This is a genomic window from Ruegeria sp. 6PALISEP08, from assembly GCF_001238295.1.
Lineage (GTDB): Bacteria > Pseudomonadota > Alphaproteobacteria > Rhodobacterales > Rhodobacteraceae > Ruegeria.
Window position 1 is genome coordinate 77,972 of the sequence record NZ_LGXZ01000015.1, and the last position, 19,088, is coordinate 97,059.

Genomic DNA, 19,088 nt, shown 5'->3' on the forward strand with positions numbered 1-19,088 from the left:
CAGCCAATTCTCATTACATACGGGAGTGGACCAATGTCCCCCAAAACACTCTATGACAAGATCTGGGATGCCCATGTCGCGCACGAAGCCGATGATGGCACCTGCCTGCTGTATATCGACCGCCATCTGGTACACGAAGTCACCAGCCCGCAGGCGTTCGAAGGCCTGCGCATGGCGGGCCGCAAGGTGCGCGCACCGGAAAAGACCATCGCCGTGCCGGACCACAACGTTCCAACCACACCAGACCGCGTGAATGGGATCGAGAACCCGGAATCGCGCATTCAGGTAGAAGCGTTGGACAAGAACGCCAAGGATTTCGGCATTCACTATTATCCGGTGAATGACGTGCGGCAGGGCATCGTGCACATTGTCGGCCCCGAGCAAGGCTGGACCCTGCCCGGCATGACCGTGGTCTGCGGCGACAGCCACACGGCGACTCACGGCGCGTTTGGAGCGTTGGCCCACGGCATCGGGACGTCTGAAGTGGAACATGTTCTGGCCACCCAGACCCTGATCCAGAAGAAATCCAAGAATATGAAGGTGGAAATCACCGGTAAGCTGCAGCCGGGTGTGACTGCCAAGGATATCACTCTGGCCGTGATCGGCGAGACCGGCACCGCCGGCGGCACCGGCTATGTCATCGAATATTGCGGCGAAGCGATCCGTGATCTGTCGATGGAAGGTCGGATGACCGTCTGCAACATGGCCATCGAAGGCGGCGCCCGCGCTGGCCTGATCGCACCGGATGAAACCACCTTTGAATATGTCAAAGGCCGCCCGCACGCCCCTAAAGGTGCCCAGTGGGAAGCTGCGATGGATTGGTGGAAGACCCTGTTCACCGATGAAGGAGCGCATTTCGACAAAGTCATCACCCTGCGCGGTGAAGACATCGCGCCAGTCGTGACCTGGGGCACCAGCCCCGAGGATGTTCTGCCGATCACAGCGACCATCCCCCACCCGGAAGATTTCGAAGGCGGCAAGGTCGACGCGGCCCGACGTTCCATCGAATACATGGGTCTGGAAGCCGGCCAGAAGCTGAGCGACGTGGAAATCGACACTGTATTCATTGGTTCCTGCACTAATGGCCGCATCGAAGACCTGCGCGCCGCCGCAGAGATTCTGAAAGGCAAGAAGATCAAGGATGGGATGCGCGCCATGGTCGTGCCGGGTTCCGGTCTGGTCCGAGCACAGGCTGAGGAAGAAGGTCTGGCGGAAATCTTCAAAGAGGCAGGCTTTGAATGGCGTCTGGCCGGTTGTTCAATGTGTCTGGCGATGAACCCTGACCAGTTGCAACCGGGCGAGCGCTGTGCCGCGACCTCGAACCGCAACTTCGAAGGCCGTCAAGGCCGCGGTGGACGGACCCATTTGCTGAGCCCGGCGATGGCTGCCGCAGCGGCAATCACAGGACGGCTGACAGACGTCCGTGAATTGATGTAAGGTGCCCTCATATCTAGATATTTGAGGGATTGAAGAAATGAGTGACTGGATTAAATGGCTTTTGCTGGGACTTCTGTCCATAGCGTTCGGCATCTTTGCCCTGGGCAATGCCATTGCGGCTTCGATTGCCGTGACAGTGGTGACCGGCGCGTTGTTGCTGGTTGCAGGGGCGATGCAAGTGGTCGGCGGATTTACCGTCGAAGGCACGGGCAACAAGATTCTGTCACTCATCATGGGTGCGGTCATGCTGTTTCTGGGCTGGTCCTTTCTGGATCACCCTCTGCAGGGCACACTGACCTTGGCGACCGTGATGCTGATCCTGTTTATGGCAGGCGGCATCGCACGGGTCATCCTGTCGTTCCAGATGAAAGGAACGCAGTTTTTCTGGCCTACGATGATCTCGGGCATCTTGTCGATCATCCTCGCAGGCATCATCTGGTCTTATGCAAGCAGCGAACCTACAGCTCTGCTGAGTTTGCTGGGAATCCTGCTGGGAATCGAGATGTTGTTCAACGGGTTCGGATTGGTCTTCATGGCGCTCTTCGTCAAGAACGCACCCAAAGGCGAAACGAAAGAAGCTTAAACGCGGGATACGGGCGCGGCCCTCTCTCGCAGGAGTGTAAACATGGAAAAGTTTGACAAAGTCCACGGGGTGGCCGCCCCAATGCCGCTGATCAATATCGACACCGATATGATCATCCCAAAAGTGCACCTGAAAACCATCAAGCGAACCGGTCTTGGCGTCGTGCTGTTTGATGAGATGCGCTATCACGATGACGGGCAGGAGAACGAAGAGTTCATCCTGAACAAGCCTGCTTATCGTGAGGCCGAGATTCTGGTTGCTGGTGACAATTTCGGCTGTGGCTCATCGCGCGAGCACGCGCCTTGGGCAATCAAGGATTTCGGCATCAAGGTGGTGATCTCGACCAGCTTTGCCGACATCTTCTTCAACAACTGCTTCAAGAACGGAATCCTGCCCATCGTGGTCGAGGAAGAACATCATGCAGTTCTGATGGAAGACGCACATAAAGGCGAAAACGCCCGAATAACCGTGCATCTGGAAGATCAGCAGATCACCACCTCGGATGGCGTTGTCATCGAGTTCGACGTCGATCCGCACCGCAAGCACTGCTTGCTGAACGGTTTGGACGATATCGGCCTGACGATGGAAAAAGATCATCACATCGACAATTTCGAAGATCACGCCAGTCAGGCCCGTCCCTGGGTGTGATTCTGGGGGCGAATCTGTGGACACTCAACCTAACGGGGTCGCTGCGGCGACCTCGCTCTCGTTCTTGGGGTTGATTTTTGCAAAACCACAACATGTAGGTATCACATTGAGATACACGTCGGATTTGCGTCCGAATTGATGCAATCTCGCACCAGTTGCGCCATCATTTTGCCCGAAATCACGTGTTTTCTGCCCCCTGTCTTGAGCGAAATGCCGCTTGTCGTCCATGTTGGCGCTAAAGAGGCATCCGTCACAAAGACGCGAGGAGACGGGCACAAGTTGGATTCAGGTCGGCAAAGATCGACTGGTTCGGTTTGAAAAAGGGTTCGGATTGTGATTGCACGCACAACAGGGGCGGCGATACGCGGAGTACTTGTAGCACTGATGGTGCTGACACCCGCGTTGTACCTGCCTGTATCATCGACGAACGGGACCGAGATTCTGGTCTTTCTCGCGATCCTCGCGTTCCTTCTGACGTTTGCGGAATACAATTCCGCCTTTCCCAGCTTTATCGAATTTCGCGACGCACCACCGGTGAATCGCCTTCGGTTTGTTGGACTGATGTCGATGGTCACGTTCCTGACTTTGATCTGTAAAAATGGCTACACGCCGACCGATCTGACCTCATTTGCATATGGTGTCGGTCTGGCCGTCGCAAATGTAGCAGATTTCCCCTATTCTCCGGTTCGTTTGGTTGTGTTGATGTTGCCTGCGGATGCCGGTCACACACTGATCGAACTGGTGCGGATTACGGCCAGCGTAGCCTATGTAGCTGCTCTGGTAACAGTTGCCAGCTTTGCCTATGCGGTTAAGGTCCGCGGATGGCCCACCGGGAACGGGGCCTTCAATGTCTGGACGAATCTGCCACTCTTTGATCCCACCAAAGGCGGAGACGTTGTGACACGCCTGCAACGGGATGGCCGTCTGAACATCTGCATCGGTATTCTGCTGCCCTTCCTTATTCCGGCCGTTATCAAACTCGTCAGCAGCATGGTTGCTCCGATCTCACTCAGCAACCCGCAGACGCTTATCTGGACCATGTGCGCATGGGCCTTTCTGCCAGCCAGCATGATCATGCGTGGCGTGGCGACTCTGCGTATTGCGGGGCTGATAGTGGAAAAACGCCGCGCCTATTCAACAAGCGAGACGACGCAGACTGCATGATCCGCGCATTGGTTCTGCTTCTGCTGCCCTTGGCAGCACAGGCAGACATCTTACGTATCGCCACCTACAATACCGAGCTCAGCCGAAAAGGCCCTGCATTGTTGTTGCGCGACATTGAGCGCGATGACAGTCAGGTTCTGGCCGTCATCGACGTTATCGCGGCAGCCCATCCTGACGTTATCGCCCTACAGGGTATCGATTGGGACATGGAGGGCGCGGCTCTCAACGATCTGGCCAACAAACTGCGCGCCGCAGGTTTGGATTATGGCTATCATTTCTCTGCGCAACCCAATGCGGGTCTCGAAACATCGCTGGATTTGGACGGAGATGGCCGAACTCAAGGCCCCGGCGACGCGCAGGGTTGGGGCCAGTTCACGGGCCAAGGTGGGCTGGCGGTTCTGTCCCGCTATGAAATCGTCAGCAAAGAAGTTCAGGATTTTTCCGATCTGCTTTGGCAGGATCTTCCGGGGGCTGATCTGCCCCGGGTAGATGGGCAACCCTTTCTGTCCAAGGATGCGCAATCAGTTCAGCGTTTGTCCTCGACCGCGCATTGGGTGGTGCCGGTCAAAACCCCATGGGGGCGGATCAACCTGATGACTTTTCACGCCGCCCCGCCAGTTTTCGACGGGCCCGAGGACCGCAATGGTCTGCGCAACCGGGATGAGATCCGGTTCTGGTCCGTCCTTCTGAACGGTGATCTGGGGCCAGCGCCCGCAGGGCCTTTCGCTATCGCCGGGGACGCCAATCTCGACCCTTTGCGCGGTGAGGGGCACAAGCAGGCCATCCACGCTCTGCTCTCTCATCCCAATGTGCAGGATCCGCGCCCGACAGACCCGTCAGGTTCCTCCGCAACCGTCGAATGGAAAACTACAGGAGAGATGCGCGTTGATTATGTCTTGCCGTCCAGGGATCTGCGCGTTGTTGGCTCCGGGGTTGTGTGGCCCGATGAAAGCAGTGCGCTGTTTGACAGCGCCCAGCGCGCCAGCAGACACCGTCTGGTCTGGGTTGATATCACGTTACCCTAAAGCATCGCCCGCATTTGCGATCGCAGACAGAGATGCAACAGTTTCAGTTGGGATCGCAGTGCGCATGGCATCATCCAAATCGGTCTGAACCACCGGATCAAGCAGGTCTGCCAAATGGGCACCATCCAATTGATGCGGCATCTGCCACAGGTATCGCATCTCGATCAGATGCGGGGCCATGGACCAGAACGGGCGGGCCAATTGCAACGGCCACCATTGCATCGGCTTCACGGCAATAGGCCGCCCGATAACGCGCGACAGCGATTGTGCGATCTGCGTTCCGGTCAGAGTGTATCCTTCAAACGGAACATCACAAAACCGGGGCAACTCTCTGCGCATCTCGGCCAGCGCGACGGCGGCGCGGGACAGATCGGGCAAGTAGGCCCAGGCATGCAGTGCCTCGGGGTTGCCGGGATAGATCAACTGGTTGCGCGCCAGGCGTTTGATCATGACCTGATCGAACCAGTTGCCTGACGCCTTTGTGTCAATGAAATCCCCTGCACGCAGGATGATGGTGCGAACACTTGAGGCACGATACGCCTCTTCCATCTCAATTCGGATACGCCCAAGCGAATTGGTGGCCAGATGCGGCGTTTCACCTGACCAAGGGCTTGGAGTGTCGTTTCCGAACACATAGACATTGCCCGGAAGCAACACGGTTGCACGCGCGCGTGTCGCGGCATCAATCACGAGTCGCGTCAAGTTTGGTACATCTTTGGCCCAGTTTGGATAGGCCGGATTCCACCCGTTCACGATGACGTCCACCCCACGTGCCGCCTGCGCAAGTGTGTCAGAGCCACGGCTGAACACCCGCACCTCCCATCCTGCGGCCTGAAAAGCCAGCCTGGCATTGCGCCCGAAACGGCCCGATGCACCCAGTATCAATGCTGTTTGTGTCATGGCGACCTCCTGTCCAGAGGCAATCTACCCATTCATTTTACATAATGAATTGCCGCTGAGCGCAGAATATGTATTCATTTCTGAATGGATAAAGCTCTGACACACGCGGACTGGTCCCTGATCCAAAGCTTTCTGGCCGTAGCCGAAACAGGTTCTCTGTCTGCAGCGGCCCGACACCTGGATCGCAGCCAGCCCACATTGGGACGACAGGTCCAAAGCCTTGAAGACGCGTTGGGCGTATCCCTGTTCGATCGACACGCGCGCGGGCTGAAACTCAGCGCGGCGGGCGCGCAGCTTTTGCCCATGGCGCAACAAATGCACAGCGCCATGACCGCGTTCAGCCTTGCCGCCGCCGGGCAATCCCAGCAATTGGAAGGCTCTGTCCGGATCACCGCATCCGTCTTTGTGTCGCATCACCTGCTGCCCCCAATCCTTGCGGACATCCGCAGGAAAGAACCGTCCATTCAGCTTGAGCTGGTCGCCACCGACACAACCGAGAACCTTCTGTACCGCGAGGCGGACATTGCGGTGCGCATGTATCGCCCGGCCCAGATGGACATCATTTCCCGCCATCTGGGAGAGGTGCCCCTGTGTTTTTGTGCGGCCAAATCCTATCTGGACCGAAAAGGACGCCCCAAAACCCCAGAGGAACTCTTCGCGCATGACCTGGTTGGCTTTGATGCCAACCAAGACATCATCAAAGCCATGCGCGAAAAGGGATGGCCCGCCAGCCGTGACAGTTTCACCACCCGCTGCGATCTGCAAAGCGCCTATTGGGAACTGATCCGAGCTGGTTGCGGCATCGGGTTCAGCCAGATACAGGTGGCCGCGGCTGATCCGGTGGTTGAGATTCTGCCACTTGATGTGGACATTCCGGTTCTACCGGTCTGGTTGGCCGCTCCACAGGCCATGCGCCAGACCCCGCGCATTCGCAGGGTCTGGGATCTTCTGGTTGAGGGTCTCAAAGCCAGTCTTTGAAACTCAAAGCGGCCCTGTATAGGTCCCGCGCGCAGGGTAGTTGTTGCCCAGCGTGAACTTCAGGCCACCGGCAATATCCGACATGGACGGGCGTCCAAACGGCGTGGTCTGCTGCCACGCGTAATAAAGCGTTTGGTCGGGCGCGATATAGAAATGACCGGGCTCTGCGAAAAGATCGGGTTCTGCACTGCCTTCACGCTTGGTCGAGACGTTCAGCCCCCAATCCTCACGCGCTTCTGCCAACGGCAAGCTGTGACCCACACGAAGTCGGGTCGCCCCGGCTTTCTCAGCGGTTTCGGCGGCACGTTCGGCGGTATCTGTCGTGATCATGATGACCTCGACACCCAGCGCCGCAAAATCGTCCAGCGCCGCTTCGACCTCGGTCATCTGTTTGATACAGATCGGACAATGCAGCCCGCGATATTGAATCACCAGCGTCCCGTTTTCGCCCTTGTCCGCCTCAAGATCGAAGCTGCCATGCGCCACGGTTTCGATTTTCAGCGCAGGAACCGGATTTCCAGGTGTCAGCATGTATTTTCCTCGTGTTTTGACGGGTTCGTCTCATTGACCCGATGCAACGCAGACGCTAGGCCCTGTGCAACAAAACGCAAGGAGACCCTTCATGTCCAACCCCTCGCTCCTCATCCTGCCCGGAGACGGAATTGGCCCGGAAGTTATGGCCGAAGTGCGCAGAATCATCGATTGGTTCGGCACCAATCGCGGTATTCAATTTGACGTGAGCGAGGATCTGGTCGGCGGTGCGGCCTATGACGCCCACGGCAAGCCCCTGTCTGATGAGACGATGGCCAAAGCGCAAGAGGTTGACGCCGTGCTGCTGGGTGCCGTTGGCGGTCCGAAATACGACGATCTGGATTTCAGCCTGAAGCCCGAGCGCGGCCTGCTGCGCCTGCGCAAGGAAATGGACCTGTATTCGAATCTGCGCCCGGCCCAATGCTTTGACGCGCTGGCCGATTTCTCGTCGCTGAAAAAAGACATTGTCGCCGGTCTGGATATCATGATCGTGCGCGAGCTGACCTCGGGCGTCTATTTCGGCGAGCCGCGCGGCATCTTTGAAGAAGGCAACGAACGCGTCGGCATCAACACCCAGCGTTACACCGAATCCGAAATCGAACGCGCCGCGCGCTCGGCCTTTGAACTGGCGATGCGCCGGAACAAAAAACTGTGCTCGATGGAAAAAGCCAACGTTATGGAATCGGGCATCCTGTGGCGCGAGGTGGTTAACCGCGTTGCTGCCGATTACCCCGAAGTCGAGCTGAGCCATATGTACGCCGATAACGGTGCCATGCAGCTGGTGCGCGCACCTAAGCAATTCGACGTCATTCTGACCGACAACCTGTTCGGCGACATCCTGTCCGACTGCGCCGCGATGCTGACCGGCTCGCTGGGGATGCTGCCGTCGGCCTCGCTGGGTGCACCGATGGCCAATGGCCGACCCAAGGCGATGTACGAACCGGTCCACGGTTCCGCGCCTGATATCACGGGTCAGGGCAAAGCCAATCCGATCGCCTGTATCCTCAGCTTTGCTATGGCGCTGCGCTACAGTTTTGATCAAGGCGAAGAGGCAAACCGCCTGGAAGCCGCGATCGAGAAAGTTCTGGCTGATGGTGTCCGCACCGCCGACCTGCTGGCGGATGAAGGCGTTACACCGGTTTCGACCACCGAAATGGGTGATGCAATCCTGGCGGCTTTGGATTCCAGCGTCTAAGTTACGCAAGAAACGAATGACAAAATGCGGTGCCCAGTGCACCGCATTTTTAGTCAATTACCGCCAAAGATGTTCTTCAGCAGATTATTGATATCCTTGGCGAAACCGCCTTGCTTGCGGCGCGGTTGCGGCTGCGCGACCTGTACTGGAGGTGTAGGAGCCATCATTGGCAAGGGTGTGGGTGTCATCCCTTCGGTGACACGCAGCATGGTCTCTTGCCAGATTTCGGCAGGCAGCCCGCCCCCGGTTACGCCAGACAATGGCGTGTTGTCGTCATAACCCATCCAGACGCCGGTCACATAATCTGCCGTAAACCCGATAAACCACGCATCCCGCGCAGCCTGAGTTGTCCCGGTTTTGCCCGCCACCTGCCAACCCGGCAGCTTGGCGCGCCCGCCGGTGCCTTCGGACACCACACGCTCCATCATCCAGGTCAATTGCTTGGCGGCGGAGTCATTGATCACCCGCTCACCAATACCGGTCGTCGTGACCATGACGGGCGTTTCGTCGCCCAACAGTTTCAGCTCGGTCAGACCATAGGGCTCAACCGCCGATCCACCGTTCAGGATACCCGCGTAAGCCCCTGTCATCTCAATCAGCGTGCTTTCGGATGCACCCAGTGCCAATGCCGGTCCCTGCGCCAGATCACTGGCGATCCCAAAGCCGCTGGCTATGGTGCGGACGTTATCCAAACCCGAGATCTCGGCCACTTTGACTGCCGGAATGTTCAGAGAGTTTTTCAGCGCATCCGCCAGCGTCACCTGTCCATAGAACTTATTGGTGTAGTTCTTTGGGCACCATTGGCCTGATCCGGGGATGTCCACGCAATAGGGCTCATCCATCACCGTATCCAGCGGAGAATACCCAAGTTCCAGCGCAGTGGCGTAGACAAACGGCTTGAACGACGATCCGGTCTGGCGCAGGGCCTGCGTCGCCCGATTGAACGCACCCGACACACGCGTCTTGCGCCCGCCAACCATGCCGCGCACTGCACCGTCCGCAGACATCACAACGATTGCAGCCTGAGCTTTGGACCCTTCGCGCACCTTTTCCTGAAAGATGTACTTTAGCGCTTCTTCGGCAGAAGTCTGAATTCGCTGATCCAGAGTAGTGCGGATCACCACATCCTCGGTCGTATTGCGGGTAAAGAACTCGGGCCCACTGGCCATGACCCAATCTGCGAAATAGCCGCCCGCTCGCGCAGCGGCAGCGTCTGAAAGTTCAGCAGGTCTTGCACGCGCCTCGCTGGCTTGTGCAGCGGTCAGATAACCCTGATCCTCCATCAGCCCAATCACAAGCCGCGCCCGGTCCTGAGAGCGTTGCAGGTTGTTTGTCGGTGCATAGCGTGTGGGCGCGACCAGCAGACCGGCCAGCATCGCGGCCTCGGCCGGAGAGACTTCGGCTGCGGACTTTCCAAAATAGCGCTGGCTGGCCGCCTCGAACCCGCGCGCGCCAGCACCAAGGAAGGCACGGTTCAGGTAGATCGTCAGAACCTCATTCTTGGAGTATTTGACCTCCATCGCCATAGCATAGACGGCTTCCTTGCCCTTGCGCCAAAGTGAGCCCTGACGGCAATCCGCCTCGTACGCCGCCTCTGATTCCCACTCGGTCGGATCATAAGGTTCGCCCAGACACAAAAGTTTCGCGGTCTGCTGCGTGATGGTTGACCCACCATGCCCGGACAAAGGTCCACGCCCTTCGCTCAGGTTGATACGCACAGCGCTGGCGACGCCGCGCGGGCTGACGCCGAAATGTCGATAGAATCGTTTGTCCTCGGTCGCGATGACCGCGTTTCTAAGATGCGGCGACACCGTATCCGCCGTGATCACCCCTCCGAACTGATCGCCACGCCACGCAAAAACCTTGCCATCGCGATCCAGCAACGTGACCGAGCCGCGCGCCCGCCCATCCAGCAACGCATCAACGTCAGGCAATGTGGTGTAAACAACGCCGATCGCCAACGCGATGAGTGCGGCGACAATAGCCCCCACACGCCAGGTCAAACCCCAGATCAGCCCCCAGATCCACCGGAACAGACGGCGAAAAATCCCGCCTCCGTTCCCGCCCGAACGTTTGCGCTTAGTCTTGCGTGTGGTTTTGCGCGTGGCGGTTTTGCGTGCCGTCGATTTCTTGCCGGAGGGTTTCGCAGCCCGCTTCGACGCTGCAGGTTTGCGCGCTTTCGATGGGTATCTTTTGTCCGCGACCAGTTTCGGCTTACGGCGATTGGACTCAGTCATGCTCAAACTCTGCCCGGTTATGCTTTTGCGCCACCATACCCCGGCGACCTGAGTATGTAGAGGTCCGATTTTCCGTAAATTCCCCTCATTAGTCTGCCTATTTTTTAGTCACCTCGCACCATTTGTGCAAAAAATGTGCAACATTGCGCCATTTTGGTGCGCAATAACGACCCGTAACCGTTTCTTACCACGCTCTGTCACGCTCTTTTTCTGCAGGTGCAAACAAACCGGTCCCACCGGACAATCAGAGGGGAAAGATGTGAAACTGATCATTGCGACAATCAAGCCGTTCAAGCTGGAGGAGGTGCGCGTGGCACTGACCGAAGCTGGCGTGCGCGGCATGATGGTGACCGAAATCAAGGGCTTCGGCTCGCAATCCGGTCACACTGAAATCTATCGCGGGGCCGAATACGCTGTGAACTTCGTCCCCAAGATCAAGCTCGAGATCGTGGTGCCTGCGGCAATGGCCGACCAGATCGTCGAGACCATCACCAAAACAGCCAAGACCGGCAAGATCGGCGACGGCAAGATTTTTGTCCTCGATGTCGAGCAGGCCCTGCGCGTGCGAACCGGGGAAACCAACGAGGAAGCGCTGTAAGCGCGGCCACTCACACTCATTCGAGGACTGAAAATGAACCTGATGAAATCTCTCATCCCTGCCGCCGCGATTGTCGCGCTGCCGCAGATGGGTCTTGCGCAAGAGGCCGCTGCAACCGGCGAGACTGCGCAGCACACGCAATATATACTGACGTCGCTGCTGTTTCTGGTCGGCGGTTTTCTGGTGTTCTGGATGGCCGCGGGCTTTGCCATGCTCGAGGCCGGCCTGGTGCGGTCAAAAAACGTGGCCATGCAGCTGGTCAAGAATATGGGCCTGTTTTCGTTTGCGGCCATCATGTACTGGCTGGTGGGCTTTAACCTGATGTATCCGGGTGATGGCTGGACCATCACAGGCATTCTGGGTGCGTTCTCGCCAACGTCGCTCGAGCCGGTCGGCCTGGACGGTGTCGAAACCGACCTGTCCTATGCATCCGTCGGCTCGGACTTCTTTTTCCAGCTAATGTTCTGCGCCACCACCGCGTCCATCGTATCGGGCACCATGGCCGAGCGCGTCAAACTGTGGCCCTTCTTCTTTTTCGTGATCGTCCTGACCGGCGTCATCTACCCGATTGAAGCGTCCTGGCAGTGGGGCGGCGGCTGGTTGTCCGAGATGGGCTTCAGCGACTTCGCAGGCTCGACACTGGTACACGCCGCAGGTGGTTTCGCAGCGCTGGCCGGTGCCATCGTACTGGGCCCGCGGATCGGCAAGTACAACAAGGAAGGCAAGGTTGTGCCGATCCCCGGTTCGAACCTGGCACTGGCAACCCTGGGTACGTTCATCCTGTGGCTGGGCTGGTTCGGTTTCAACGGCGGTTCGCAGCTGGCAATGGGTACCATCGGTGACATGGCCGATATCAGCCGCATCTTCGCCAACACCAACATGGCCGCTGCTGCTGGTGCTGTTGCAGCGCTGATCCTGACGCAGGTGATGTATGGCAAGGTAGACCTGACCATGGTACTGAACGGCGCACTGGCTGGTCTGGTGTCGATCACCGCTGAACCACTGGCCCCGTCGCTGTTCCAGGCCCTGATCATCGGTGCAATTGGTGGTGTTATCGTGGTCCTGACCGTCCCGATGTTGGACCGCATGAAGATTGACGACGTCGTCGGTGCGATCCCAGTTCACCTGATCGCAGGCTTCTGGGGTACCTTCATCGTTGCATGGACCAACAGTGACGCTAACTTTGTGACGCAGATCATTGGCTTCGCGGCCATCGGTATCTTCGTCTTCGCGGTCAGCTTCATCCTCTTCTCGATCCTCAAGGCAACGGTTGGCCTGCGGGTTGGCGAGGAAGAAGAGATCAATGGCCTGGATATGGGTGAGTTGGGCATGGAAGCCTACCCCGAGTTCTCGAAAGGTTGAGATACTTGAATAACAAAAACGGCCCCAGCCCTGTGCTGGGGCCGTTTTTTTGTGCGGCAGTCATTTTTGGGTTAGAATCGGCCTGTCAAAATAGGGGGGAGTGCAATGCCGGACGCACCGCACACGCTTGTTGGCACAAGCCTAGAATGGACTGGGGTCCACCACTCCGGGCATGGCGATTTCGAAGACTTATCGACACACACGGTCAGTTACGAAACCGAAAACACCTGCTATGTCACCGCGAACGGCATGCTGGTAGGCGAGGCGGATTACACATATCGCCGCCTTGATGAACAGGTCGGCATATGTATCTACCACCCTCGTGAGTATCAGGGCAGAACTGATGTCGTGCTAAACGCCATGTTCGACTTTCGGGCGATGAAAGATCGGGCCGTGATAACGGCGGGCGGAAACCCTTTCGCCGTGGCGGACGGAGACATGCAGTTCGTCAAAACTCCGCCGCGCCCGGGCTGAGCCAGGCGCGACGGCTGTCCGATCAGACGCCGACGTCGACGATCGCCTTGGCTAGAATCGGCACTGTCGTCGCGTTCAGTCCGGCGATGTTCAGGCGGCTGTCGCCGACCATGTAGATGCCGTGTTCGACGCGCAGTTTCTCAACCAGTTCAGGCGCCGCACCCAGACGTGAGAACATACCGCGGTGCTGAGCGATGAAACCAAAACGGTCCGAGCCGCTCAGACGCTGCAATTCGTCGGCCAATTTCTGGCGCAGACCCAGCATGGACAGGCGGACCTCCTCCAGCTCTGCTGCCCAATCCGCGCGCAGGGCCTCATCCATAAGGATGGTCGTCACGACGCGCGCGCCATGATCCGGCGGGAAGGAGTAGTTCTGGCGGTTCAGGAACGCCAGTGTTCCCTGATTCAGAGCGGTTTGACCTGCATCGGCGCTGATCGCCATCAACAAACCAGTGCGCTCACGGTAGACACCGAAATTCTTCGAGCAAGACGCCGCAATCAAGCATTCCTTGACCGAGGACGCGACCAAACGCGCCGCCTGCGCGTCTTCTTCCAGACCGTCGCCAAACCCCTGATAGGCGATGTCGATCATGGCAACGAGGCCCAGATCATTGATCACCTTCACGACCTCTTGCCATTGCACCATGTTCAGGTTGGCGCCGGTAGGGTTGTGGCAACAGCCATGCAGCAGAACCACGTCGCCAGCTTTGGCGGTCTTCAGGTCCGCTATCATGCCGTCAAAGTCAACGCCACGAGTCTCACCGTCGAAATAGCGGTACTGAACCGTTTCCATCCCCAGATAGTTCAGGATCGATAGGTGGTTCGGCCAGGTCGGGTTTGACACGAACACGCGCGCCGAAGGGTTGGCCATCCGGATCATCTCGAACGCTTGTCGGCAGGCACCGGTGCCGCCCGGTGTCGCCACGGCAGCGATGTTTCCGCGAGAAACCGAAGTACCGAGAATCAGACCGATCATTACATCCGCAAACGCAGGATCGCCCGCCAGACCGGTATAAGCCTTGGATTCCTGCTCTTCCCAGATGCGCTGTTCGGCGGCTTTGACGGCGCGCATGACTGGCGTCACGCCTTCGGCATTCTTGTAGACACCCACACCCAGATCGATCTTCTGATCACGCGGGTCTTCGCGGTACATTTGCATCAGCGCCAGGATTTTGTCGGCAGGCTGCGGTTTGAGGTTCTCGAACATCAGTTCTCTCCGGTTGCGACGGGCAGGGTCGGGAAGGCACCCCATTCAGCCCAGGAGCCGTCATAAAGCGAGTGGTCGTTCTTGCCCATGCGTTCAAGCGCAAGGCTGAGGATCGCGGCGGTCACACCAGACCCGCATGAGGTGATCGCCGGTTTCGACAGATCAACGCCAGCGGCTTCAAAAATCGCGCGACAGTCCTCGGGCGATTTCATGGTGCCATTGGCGTTTAACAACTGCCCGAACGGCACATTGCGTGACCCCGGGATATGGCCTGAACGCAGACCCTCGCGCGGCTCGGCCTGTGTCCCGGCGAAACGCGCGGCCGAACGGGCGTCGATAATTTCATGATCGGCCAGCTTGGCTGCGGCAGAAACTTGCGTGACGTCGCGCACAAGCTGATTTTGCACCCGCACGGTCATGTGGCGATCGCGGATGACCGGAGGCAGATCTTCGATTTCTCGTTCCTCGGCTTGCCATTTTGGCAAACCACCATCCAAAACAGCGACATTCTCCTGCCCCATCAGACGGAACAGCCACCAGACGCGTGCTGCCGACATCAACCCAGCGCCGTCATAGACGACCACTTGATGGCCATCACCCACACCCATGGCCCGCAAGCGCGACATGAATTTCTCGACCGGTGGTGCCATATGCGGCAGGTCCGAGCGATGGTCTGATATTTCATCAATGTCGAAGAAACGCGCTCCGGGGATGTGCCCGGCGTCATATTCGGCCTTGGCATCACGGTTTTGCGCGGGCAAATACCAGGACCCGTCCAGAATCCGCAGATCCGGGTCCTTCATATGCGCGGCCAGCCATTCGGTAGATACGAGGGTTTTCGGATCGTCCTGCATCAAAGCCTCCCCTAAGCGAGCTTGATTTTTCCCTATACCCGGCAGCATAGGGGTTCAAGACTGGATAGCGCTAGCGTCGGTTAACCGCTTGATTTATCCCGCCCGGCGCAGGCGGAAGTGCTGAATGATCCCTACAATACTGATCAGGATCCAGAACCCTTCGATCAGCATCGAGGCCAGATTGAAGTTTTGCAGCAGGGAAAAGACGATAAGGACCGAACCCAGCAGGTTGACCACTGGAAAAGCGAGGTCGTCAGAATTCATCATCCGCATCTGCGTTGCAAAATACGCGGCAACCACGATCAGGGCCCCAAACGAGCCAATGGCGTCCACGATGGTCAAACTGTTGAAAAACGCGGTCATGAAATGTCCCTGCCGTTCTCAAAAAACTCAGTGTGCTGCGCGTAGTGGTGCATGTTCAGAAAAGCCGCCCCTTGCGAGCCCGCGCGATAGCCATGTGGGATATCCGCAGCAAACCGCAAACCTTGCCCGGCCTTCAAAGATACCCATTCCTCATCGCGAAGGATTTCCAATGTACCACTGAGAACAAAAACCTCTTCTGTCACGCCTGCCGCATGTGCCGGCGACTCATGGCTCTGGTTTGGGGTAAGGCTGACGTGGAAAGTTTCAGCCCCCAGTGCAGGGTCAAAAGGGAAGACGATCTTGACCTCGATACTTCCGGGGAAGGTCACGGTTTGAAAGACCGACGGATCGCCTTGCATAGTGTCGATCAGCGCGCTCAGCGGCACCTGAAACCCTTTGGCGATTTTCCAGAGCGTTGCAATCGTCGGGCTGGATTCGCCCCGCTCAATCTGACCCAGCATGGCTTTGCTGACGCCTGTCAGCTCGGCCACCTTGGACAGACTCAACCCCGATGCGGCCCGCACGTCCCGAAGTTTCAGTGTAATTTCATCCGGTGCCATATCATCATCTTTCGAATCCTCTTGTACGTTATAGCGCACATGTGGTACGTGCGCTATAACGTACGAACCCCAAGACATGCAACCCGAGGCAATAGGGAAACAGCATCATGCCATTGTACCGATCAAGAACCTCTACTCATGGCCGCAACATGGCCGGTGCACGCGGATTGTGGCGTGCCACAGGCATGGGAGATGACGATTTCGGCAAGCCGATCATTGCCATCGTCAACTCGTTCACGCAATTCGTGCCGGGCCATGTCCACCTAAAGGATCTGGGCCAGATGGTGGCGCGTGAGGTTGAGGCCGCTGGTGGTGTTGCAAAAGAGTTCAACACCATCGCGGTGGATGACGGTATCGCCATGGGCCATGACGGGATGCTGTATTCGCTGCCTTCGCGTGAGGTGATCGCGGATTCGGTTGAATATATGGTCAACGCGCACTGTGCGGATGCGATGGTCTGTATCTCGAACTGTGACAAGATCACCCCAGGGATGTTGATGGCCGCCATGCGCCTGAACATCCCGGCGATCTTTGTGTCCGGTGGACCGATGGAGGCCGGCAAGATCGATATTGCCGATCTGGATGCCAAGAAGATCGACCTTGTGGACGCTATGGTTGCCGCTGCAGACGACAAATTCACCGACGAGCAGGTTCAACACATCGAAGAAAATGCCTGCCCGACCTGCGGGTCATGCTCGGGCATGTTCACTGCCAACTCGATGAACTGTCTGGCCGAAGCGCTGGGTCTGGCACTGCCGGGCAATGGCTCGACACTGGCAACACATGCCGACCGTAAAGAGCTGTTCCTGGAAGCGGGTCGCCGCATCGTAGAGATCACCAAACGGCATTACGATCTGGACGAAAAAGGCTTCCTGCCGCGTGAGATCGCAACATTCGACGCGTTCCAGAACGCCATGAGCCTGGACATCGCCATGGGCGGGTCGACCAACACTGTGCTTCATCTGCTGGCCATCGCGCATGAGGGCGAAGTGGATTTCACCATGTCCGACATGGACCACCTGAGCCGTCGCGTGCCTTGCCTGTGTAAAGTTGCGCCAAACACCGAGAATGTGCATATGGAAGATGTCCACCGCGCGGGCGGCATCTTCTCGATCCTGGGTGAACTCAGCCGTGCGGGTTTGCTGCATGAAGACTGCAGCACAGTGCATTCCGCCACAATGGGTGAAGCGATTGCCAACTGGGACATCAAGGTCGCCAATAACCCGAAGGCGCAAGAGTTGTTCAAAGCTGCCCCCGGCGGCGTCCGCACCACGCAGGCGTTCAGCCAGTCAAACCGGTTCAAAGAATTGGATACCGACCGCGAAGGCGGTGTAATCCGGTCAAAAGAGCACGCTTTCAGCCAAGATGGCGGTCTGGCAGTTCTGTTTGGCAATATCGCTCGTGATGGTTGTATCGTGAAAACCGCTGGCGTGGATGCCAATATCCTGCAATTTACCGGCTCAGCTTATGTGTGCGAAAGCCAGGATCAGGCGGTCAACGACATTCTCACCGGCAAGGTGAAAGAGGGTGACGTGGTGGTGATCCGCTATGAAGGCCCGCGTGGCGGTCCGGGGATGCAGGAAATGCTGTATCCAACCTCTTATTTGAAGTCCAAAGGGCTTGGCAAAGCCTGCGCCCTGCTGACCGATGGTCGTTTCTCGGGCGGCACATCCGGGCTTTCGATTGGCCACGTTTCACCCGAAGCAGCCGAAGGTGGTGAGATCGGTCTGGTACAGAACGGCGATAAAATCGAGATCGATATCCCGAGCCGCACCATACATCTAGCCGTCTCAGATGAAGAGCTTGCCGCCCGGCGCGAAGTACAGGACGCAAAAGGCTGGGTGCCTGCCGCGCCGCGCAAACGCAAGGTGTCCACTGCGCTCAAAGCCTATGCCAAGCTGACCACCAGCGCAGCAAAAGGGGCTGTACGCCAAGTCTGAACCGATACGTGACCGGTCTGCTGAGGCAGCAGACCGGTAAGTCGACCGCGCACAGACGCCTCCGCATCCAAATCGCACCATCAGCTTCGCCGATGTCACGTTTGGCCTTGGGCCCGGCGCTGCGCAAAAGCGCGGCGCCGGACCCAACCAGAGAAAATGTTTCGCAAGAAATATTGACGATGGGCGGAAGTATCCTGCGCCGCAGTCAGTCACCGAGTTTGGCGTGAATTTCGTCCAGATCGATTTCGCCGATCGGCATCTTGTTGGCTGGGTTTTCGAAATCGTATTTGAACAGCTCGAAATCCTGTTTGTAGATCTCATAGACCAGATGCATTGACAGATCGTCGAAGTAATCCTCAACCGGGTGCGCACGCTTTGGTCCATGGCCTTCGGACTCATTGAAACGTGGGATTTCTGACAAGGAAACTGAGTGCTTCAGTTCGATATTGCCCAGAACATCCTGCATCCCGTCATTGAACGCTTCGGTCCAGAAAATCCGATCATAGTGACCGCCGTTCACGATGAAAGTAGACACATGGCCTGACATTGCAGACCAGTGAATGTCCGGATCCATCGGGCGCCGCCACCGGATCGTGTCACGCGCAAACAGCAGGAACCGGCGGAAGCTGGCGATCTGGTCAAACTCTCCTTTGCCGTCATCACCGCCCACTTCGATTCCATAGTTGTAGATCAGCGTCGGCACCAGATTGCCCCGATACCGCTTACCGTTGCGCTGGATGCCGCAGATTTTGTCAAAAAACGAGCTTAGGATGCGTGTGTAGGGATTGCGCACACAGGTGAAAGAGTACGAGGCATGACTGCGCACGTTTTTGGTAATCAGACCCTGACTCTGGTCAAAAGCCCATTTGTGCATTCCATCCTTGGCATCGTGGATGTCACCTTCAAAAAACTGACCGTGATCCGAGTAATACATGATCTGACCAATGGTCGAGCACGCGCATTTGGGCACCACACGGTACACCATGCTTTCACTCTCGGTCATCCAAGTACCGGGAAAACCCATCTGCTGCG

19 protein-coding genes are annotated in these 19,088 nt (G+C 57.6%); 11 read left to right on the top strand and 8 right to left on the bottom strand.

Annotated elements, in window-relative coordinates; all coding sequences use genetic code 11:
- The first annotated feature begins 33 nt into the window (after positions 1-33).
- The 5 genes from leuC to ALB80_RS18685 all read left to right on the top strand — a co-directional run bounded on the left by leuC (position 34) and on the right by ALB80_RS18685 (position 4,857).
- Positions 34-1,437 carry a 3-isopropylmalate dehydratase large subunit gene (leuC, locus tag ALB80_RS18665; protein ID WP_050605605.1) on the top strand — a complete coding sequence of 468 codons (1,404 nt, stop codon included), beginning with the start codon at positions 34-36 and terminating at the stop codon, positions 1,435-1,437.
- Positions 1,438-1,474: 37 nt separating this feature from the next.
- Positions 1,475-2,020: an HdeD family acid-resistance protein gene (locus ALB80_RS18670; protein WP_050605606.1), complete on the top strand. Its 546-nt coding sequence runs from the start codon at positions 1,475-1,477 to the stop codon at positions 2,018-2,020.
- A gap of 42 nt (positions 2,021-2,062) precedes the next feature.
- Positions 2,063-2,668 (top strand): 3-isopropylmalate dehydratase small subunit, encoded by a 606-nt coding sequence (gene leuD, locus ALB80_RS18675; RefSeq protein WP_050605607.1) that lies wholly within the window; start codon positions 2,063-2,065, stop codon positions 2,666-2,668.
- A gap of 333 nt (positions 2,669-3,001) precedes the next feature.
- Positions 3,002-3,832 (top strand): hypothetical protein, encoded by an 831-nt coding sequence (locus tag ALB80_RS18680; protein ID WP_050605608.1) that lies wholly within the window; start codon positions 3,002-3,004, stop codon positions 3,830-3,832.
- Complete coding sequence (locus ALB80_RS18685) at positions 3,829-4,857, top strand: endonuclease/exonuclease/phosphatase family protein (protein WP_050605609.1); 1,029 nt, start codon at positions 3,829-3,831, stop codon at positions 4,855-4,857. Before ALB80_RS18680 ends, ALB80_RS18685 begins: the two co-directional genes overlap by 4 nt.
- On the opposite strand, the gene ALB80_RS18690 is transcribed toward ALB80_RS18685, so the two are convergent.
- The gene (locus ALB80_RS18690; protein ID WP_050605610.1) at positions 4,849-5,757 is read right to left on the bottom strand and encodes an epimerase; all 909 of its coding nucleotides are present in this window, start codon (positions 5,755-5,757) and stop codon (positions 4,849-4,851) included. The genes ALB80_RS18685 and ALB80_RS18690 overlap by 9 nt on opposite strands.
- 84 nt (positions 5,758-5,841) lie before the next feature.
- Between ALB80_RS18690 and ALB80_RS18695 the strand changes: the two genes are divergently transcribed.
- On the top strand, positions 5,842-6,735 hold the full coding sequence (locus ALB80_RS18695) for a LysR family transcriptional regulator (RefSeq protein WP_050605611.1): 894 nt from the start codon (positions 5,842-5,844) through the stop codon (positions 6,733-6,735).
- A gap of 3 nt (positions 6,736-6,738) precedes the next feature.
- On the opposite strand, the gene ALB80_RS18700 is transcribed toward ALB80_RS18695, so the two are convergent.
- Complete coding sequence (locus ALB80_RS18700; protein ID WP_050605612.1) at positions 6,739-7,266, bottom strand: redoxin domain-containing protein; 528 nt, start codon at positions 7,264-7,266, stop codon at positions 6,739-6,741.
- A 91-nt stretch (positions 7,267-7,357) separates the two neighbouring features.
- Here ALB80_RS18700 and leuB point away from each other — a divergent pair, with 91 nt between their 5' ends.
- Complete coding sequence (leuB, locus tag ALB80_RS18705) at positions 7,358-8,461, top strand: 3-isopropylmalate dehydrogenase (RefSeq protein WP_050605613.1); 1,104 nt, start codon at positions 7,358-7,360, stop codon at positions 8,459-8,461.
- Positions 8,462-8,514: 53 nt separating this feature from the next.
- On the opposite strand, the gene ALB80_RS18710 is transcribed toward leuB, so the two are convergent.
- A complete protein-coding gene (locus ALB80_RS18710) occupies positions 8,515-10,698 on the bottom strand; it encodes a transglycosylase domain-containing protein (protein ID WP_050605614.1) in 2,184 nt (727 codons plus the stop codon).
- A gap of 259 nt (positions 10,699-10,957) precedes the next feature.
- Here ALB80_RS18710 and ALB80_RS18715 point away from each other — a divergent pair, with 259 nt between their 5' ends.
- From ALB80_RS18715 to ALB80_RS18725, 3 genes are all read left to right on the top strand, one after another.
- Positions 10,958-11,296, top strand: a complete 339-nt coding sequence (locus ALB80_RS18715) for a P-II family nitrogen regulator (RefSeq protein ID WP_050605615.1) — start codon at positions 10,958-10,960, stop codon at positions 11,294-11,296.
- A 33-nt stretch (positions 11,297-11,329) separates the two neighbouring features.
- Positions 11,330-12,658, top strand: coding sequence for an ammonium transporter (locus ALB80_RS18720; RefSeq protein ID WP_050605616.1), 1,329 nt, complete (start codon positions 11,330-11,332; stop codon positions 12,656-12,658).
- A 105-nt stretch (positions 12,659-12,763) separates the two neighbouring features.
- Positions 12,764-13,132 carry a hypothetical protein gene (locus tag ALB80_RS18725; protein WP_050605617.1) on the top strand — a complete coding sequence of 123 codons (369 nt, stop codon included), beginning with the start codon at positions 12,764-12,766 and terminating at the stop codon, positions 13,130-13,132.
- 22 nt (positions 13,133-13,154) lie between these two features.
- Here the strand turns inward: ALB80_RS18725 and ALB80_RS18730 are convergent, their stop codons facing one another.
- From ALB80_RS18730 to ALB80_RS18745, 4 genes are all read right to left on the bottom strand, one after another.
- Positions 13,155-14,339, bottom strand: a complete 1,185-nt coding sequence (locus ALB80_RS18730) for an amino acid aminotransferase (protein ID WP_050605618.1) — start codon at positions 14,337-14,339, stop codon at positions 13,155-13,157.
- Positions 14,339-15,193, bottom strand: a complete 855-nt coding sequence (sseA, locus tag ALB80_RS18735; protein ID WP_050605619.1) for a 3-mercaptopyruvate sulfurtransferase — start codon at positions 15,191-15,193, stop codon at positions 14,339-14,341. Before sseA ends, ALB80_RS18730 begins: the two co-directional genes overlap by 1 nt.
- A 93-nt stretch (positions 15,194-15,286) precedes the next feature.
- Positions 15,287-15,556: a hypothetical protein gene (locus ALB80_RS18740; protein WP_050605620.1), complete on the bottom strand. Its 270-nt coding sequence runs from the start codon at positions 15,554-15,556 to the stop codon at positions 15,287-15,289.
- A complete protein-coding gene (locus ALB80_RS18745; protein WP_050605638.1) occupies positions 15,553-16,116 on the bottom strand; it encodes a helix-turn-helix domain-containing protein in 564 nt (187 codons plus the stop codon). The genes ALB80_RS18740 and ALB80_RS18745 overlap by 4 nt, the downstream gene beginning before the upstream one ends.
- Positions 16,117-16,223: 107 nt before the next feature.
- Between ALB80_RS18745 and ilvD the strand changes: the two genes are divergently transcribed.
- Entirely contained in the window at positions 16,224-18,056 is a 1,833-nt protein-coding gene (ilvD, locus tag ALB80_RS18750; protein WP_050605621.1) for a dihydroxy-acid dehydratase, read from the top strand.
- 205 nt (positions 18,057-18,261) lie between these two features.
- Here the strand turns inward: ilvD and ALB80_RS18755 are convergent, their stop codons facing one another.
- Positions 18,262-19,080 (bottom strand): sulfotransferase family protein, encoded by an 819-nt coding sequence (locus tag ALB80_RS18755; RefSeq protein WP_050605622.1) that lies wholly within the window; start codon positions 19,078-19,080, stop codon positions 18,262-18,264.
- Positions 19,081-19,088 lie beyond the last annotated feature (8 nt).